Here is a 3,783-nt window from a genome sequence, read left to right as displayed (position 1 = left end):
CCTCAAGGGTTGGGTGCCTGTGGTGCTTGTCAAGTGGTTTGGCGGTGACTATGGCCTCGGCGAAGGAACAATGGCTGCCGTCGGGCTGGCGGCTTTCCTGGGGCACCTCTATCCGGTGTTTTTTCAGTTCAAGGGCGGCAAGGGTGTCGCGACGGCGGCGGGCGTGCTGCTGGGCGTCAGCTGGGTGTTGGGTGTTGCCACGCTGGCAACCTGGGTGATCGTCGCCTTCTTTTCGCGCTATTCCTCACTGGCATCACTGGTGGCGGCCGTTTTTTCGCCGCTGTATTACCTGTTTGGCGACCGGGCCGCCTGGTATGTCGACAAGAACCTGCTGGCCATGATGGTCGTTGTCAGTGCGCTCCTGATCTATCGCCACCGCGAGAACATCAACAAGCTGATCAAGGGAACCGAGTCGAAGCTGGGTGGTTCAAAACAGGCCACCAAATAGCCCGGCCGGCAACGCACCGCGAAGGGCTAATAACGCTTGTCCAGCGTCATGAGGTTGTTGTCGCGCTTCATCTGAAAACGCGATAAAAAACTGTTGCCCAGCAGCAGAAAAGGCATCGGTTGCGGTATGACGACGGCATCCACGTCAAAGACCTCCACGTCACCCACACGTACCGAGTTGAGCTTGACCCGGTAGCCTTGCGTGGTGCCGTTGGCTGTGGACATGCGCACAGGCTGCCCGTCTTTGTAGTTAATGCCAGAGCGCTCCGCATCCGACGCGCTCATGGCAATGCTGGTCGCACCGGTGTCAACCATGAACTGCACGGCCTTTCCGTTGATCTGCCCGGCCGTCATGAAATGACCGCCGCCGCTTTCAGTGATGGTGATGCGCGTGCCCCGACCGGCTGAGGCAGTGCTACCGCCCGAGTTCACCGGCGCATCGCCCACCCGCAGTGTGTGCCGCTTGCCGGACTGCTCGATGACAGCCTGATCGCTGGTGGTGGAAATAATCTTTACGCCCTGGTGTGTTTCACCGGGCGCGACGCTCTTGGGTGAACCGCCGTTGACCACCAGCAGGGCCTTGGTGCCCATCATGCCGGCCAGCGCCACGGATTGACCTTCGCTCTGCGCCTGTGCGGCGCCGTGCAGCAGCAAAGACGCGGACAGCAAAAATGCTGCTTGGGTGAGGGCAGGCAGAAGGTTCATGGCAGACCTAGTCGCGGCGGTTGTCAAAAGTAAGCGGAAAGTCCTTCATCTCGGACAGGATCAGCGCCATGGCGGCCTGCAGGTCGTCGCGCTTGGCGCCCGTGACGCGGACTTTTTCTTCCTGGATGGCGGCCTGCACCTTGAGTTTGCTGGCCTTGATGGCGGCCTGGATCTTCTTGGCGGTTTCGGTGTCGATGCCATTGCGGACCTTGTTGGTCTGCTTGACCTTGTCGCCGCCGATTTTCTCAATCTTGCCGGTGTCCAGAAAGCGTACGTCAACGCCTGCCTTGGCGAGCTTGGAGCGCAGGATGTCATTGATCTGGTCGATCTGGAAGTCGCCGTCGCCGACGAGGATGATGTCCTTGTCCTTCAGCTCGATGGAGGCCGAGGTGCCCTTGAAGTCAAAGCGATTGCCGACTTCCTTGCCGGTGTTTTCCACGGCGTTTTTGACCTTGACCAGATCGGCTTCAAGAACGGTGTCGAAAGAGGGCATGGTGCAAGTCTTTTTTACGGGGGTTGGGGTGAGACAATCACCCGGATGTTAGTCGAGAAAAACGTTCCACTCCAGCATTCCAACACCTTTGGTATCGTCGCCAAGGCACTCAGCCTGGTGCGGGTGACAAAGGAGGCCGATATTGCCGCGTCTTTGCAGGACCCGGCCCTGAAGGCCTCCCCCAAGTTTGTGCTGGGCGGCGGAAGCAATATCGTGCTGACCGGAGACGTCAAGCCGCTGGTGCTCRAGGTCGAAATCATGGGTAAACGGTTGCTCAGGGAAGACGCGAAGGCCTGGATCATCGAGGCCGGCGCCGGTGAAAACTGGCACGACCTTGTCACCTGGACGCTGCAAAACGGCTACCCGGGCCTGGAAAACCTGGCATTAATTCCCGGAACGGTCGGTGCATCACCAGTACAGAACATCGGCGCCTATGGCGTGGAGCTGCAAGACCGCTTTGAGTCGCTCGACGCCATCGACTTGACGACAGGCCAGCCATTTACCCTGAATGCCGCGCAATGCGCGTTTGGCTACCGTGATTCGGTGTTCAAGCACAGCAGTTCGGCACCGGAGTCGGCCGCCCATGGTTTTGGGCTGGAAGGCAAGGCGTTCATCACGCGGGTGCGCTTTTCCCTTCCCAAGGCGTGGAAACCGGTGCTGGGCTATGCCGACATCGATAAAAAAATGGCGCAGTCCGGCATCCAGGCGCCCGACGCACAGCAAATTTACGACTGGATCTGCGAGATTCGCAAAGCCAAGCTGCCTGATCCGCAGGTCATTGGCAACGCCGGCAGCTTTTTCAAGAACCCGACCGTTTCGCCCGAGCAGTGCGCCGACATCATCCAGCGGGAGCCCAAAATCGTTCACTACCACCTCGCCGATGGCACGGTCAAACTGGCCGCCGGATGGCTCATTGACGCCTGCGGCTGGAAGGGCAAGACCATCGGCAATGCCGGTGTCTATGAAAAACAGGCACTCGTGCTGGTCAACCGCGGCGGCACAGCCGACCCGGTCACGGGCGGCGAGGTCATGACGCTGGCCAAGGCCATCCAGACCAGTGTGTACGAACGCTTTGGCATCCTGCTGGAGCCTGAACCGGTGGTGGTCTGATGGCGACCGCCGCAAAGGTCTACACCGGGCCCGATATCGCGCTTTGGCGCCGCTTGGTGCTGCGCCATGCGCGGCAGCTTGCGATCGTGCTGACCGTCCTCTGGGTGGTGCTGATGATGGTCGGCGAGGCCGGATGGCGCAAACCGACGGGGCTGGCAACCGGAATATTCGGGCTGGTCGCGGCCATGGTGGTGCTGGCCGTGTGGGCAGGCCGCGAACGCGAGCGCCTGGTGCGCGAGGCGCCGCTGCCGCAGTTCCTCAAGCGCAAGCTGCGTGACACCTATCCGCACCTGAGCGCCAAAGACACCGAGCTGGTCGAGCGCGGGCTTCGACAGTTTTTTCTGGCCTGCGTGCGCAGCAAGGGCAAGTTTGTGGCCATGCCCTCACGCGTGGTCGACAGCATGTGGCACGAATTCATCCTGCACACGCGCGCCTACCGCGAGTGGTGCGACCTCGTGCTGGGCCGTTTCATGGACCATGTACCGGCTGAAGTGCTGGGCCGCCGCGCTTCCAGCAACGACGGCCTGCGGCGCGCCTGGTACTGGGCCTGTCGTGACGAGGCCATCAAGCCGCGCTCCCCCAGCCGCCTGCCGCTGCTCTTTGCCCTGGATGCAAAGCTGGCGATCCCCAACGGCTTTCATTACCTGCCCGACTGCAGCCAGCCTCAGCGTGACGACGGAACAGGCGGCTCAGCAGGCGCTTATTGCGGCGAAAGCTTTTCCGACGGTAGCTACAGCGGCGATGCGGATGGGTTTGGTGGCTCCGACAACAGTAGCAGTAACTCCAGTGACGCAGGCAGTGATGGTGGTAGCGACGGTGGTGGATGCGGCGGAGGTTGCGGCGGGGGTGGCGACTAGTGCGTGCCGAGGGACGAAAAGCCAACGAAAAAGCCGCCCGAAGGCGGCTTTTTGATGTTTGCTATGTTTTTAATAGCTGCTCGCGCCTGTTAGACGGGGGCTTCGAGCACTTTTGATACAGAAAATGAGGGTTTTGGAGCCTTCAGCGCAGCTTTTTAGGCTTATGAGCGC

5 protein-coding genes are annotated in these 3,783 nt (G+C 60.8%); 3 read left to right on the top strand and 2 right to left on the bottom strand.

Annotated features, from left to right (window positions below):
* On the top strand, positions 1-448 hold a 448-nt coding region (locus AC1D1P_RS17245; RefSeq protein ID WP_477673814.1), incomplete at its 5' end, for a glycerol-3-phosphate acyltransferase.
* A gap of 26 nt (positions 449-474) precedes the next feature.
* On the opposite strand, the gene AC1D1P_RS17240 is transcribed toward AC1D1P_RS17245, so the two are convergent.
* Positions 475-1,152: a retropepsin-like aspartic protease family protein gene (locus tag AC1D1P_RS17240; protein WP_477668082.1), complete on the bottom strand. Its 678-nt coding sequence runs from the start codon at positions 1,150-1,152 to the stop codon at positions 475-477.
* Between the two features lie 7 nt (positions 1,153-1,159).
* Positions 1,160-1,645: a YajQ family cyclic di-GMP-binding protein gene (locus tag AC1D1P_RS17235; protein ID WP_477668081.1), complete on the bottom strand. Its 486-nt coding sequence runs from the start codon at positions 1,643-1,645 to the stop codon at positions 1,160-1,162.
* 45 nt (positions 1,646-1,690) lie between these two features.
* On the opposite strand from AC1D1P_RS17235, the gene murB reads away from it, so the two are divergent.
* Together murB and AC1D1P_RS17225 are read left to right on the top strand one after the other, a co-directional pair.
* A complete protein-coding gene (murB, locus tag AC1D1P_RS17230) occupies positions 1,691-2,755 on the top strand; it encodes a UDP-N-acetylmuramate dehydrogenase (protein ID WP_477673813.1) in 1,065 nt (354 codons plus the stop codon).
* Entirely contained in the window at positions 2,755-3,612 is an 858-nt protein-coding gene (locus AC1D1P_RS17225; protein ID WP_477673812.1) for a glycine-rich domain-containing protein, read from the top strand. Before murB ends, AC1D1P_RS17225 begins: the two co-directional genes overlap by 1 nt.
* Positions 3,613-3,783 lie beyond the last annotated feature (171 nt).

This window comes from Polaromonas sp. P1_E1_2 (assembly GCF_056406035.1).
This window is presented reverse-complemented; position numbering and strand designations above follow the sequence as displayed.

What these genes read in the sequence shown, in the direction of transcription:
- AC1D1P_RS17235 (WP_477668081.1), bottom strand. Translation starts at nt 1,645, where the DNA reads ATGCCCTCTTTCGACACCGTTCTTGAAGCCGATCTGGTCAAGGTCAAA.
- AC1D1P_RS17225 (WP_477673812.1), top strand. Translation starts at nt 2,755, where the DNA reads ATGGCGACCGCCGCAAAGGTCTACACCGGGCCCGATATCGCGCTTTGG.
- AC1D1P_RS17240 (WP_477668082.1), bottom strand. Translation starts at nt 1,152, where the DNA reads ATGAACCTTCTGCCTGCCCTCACCCAAGCAGCATTTTTGCTGTCCGCG.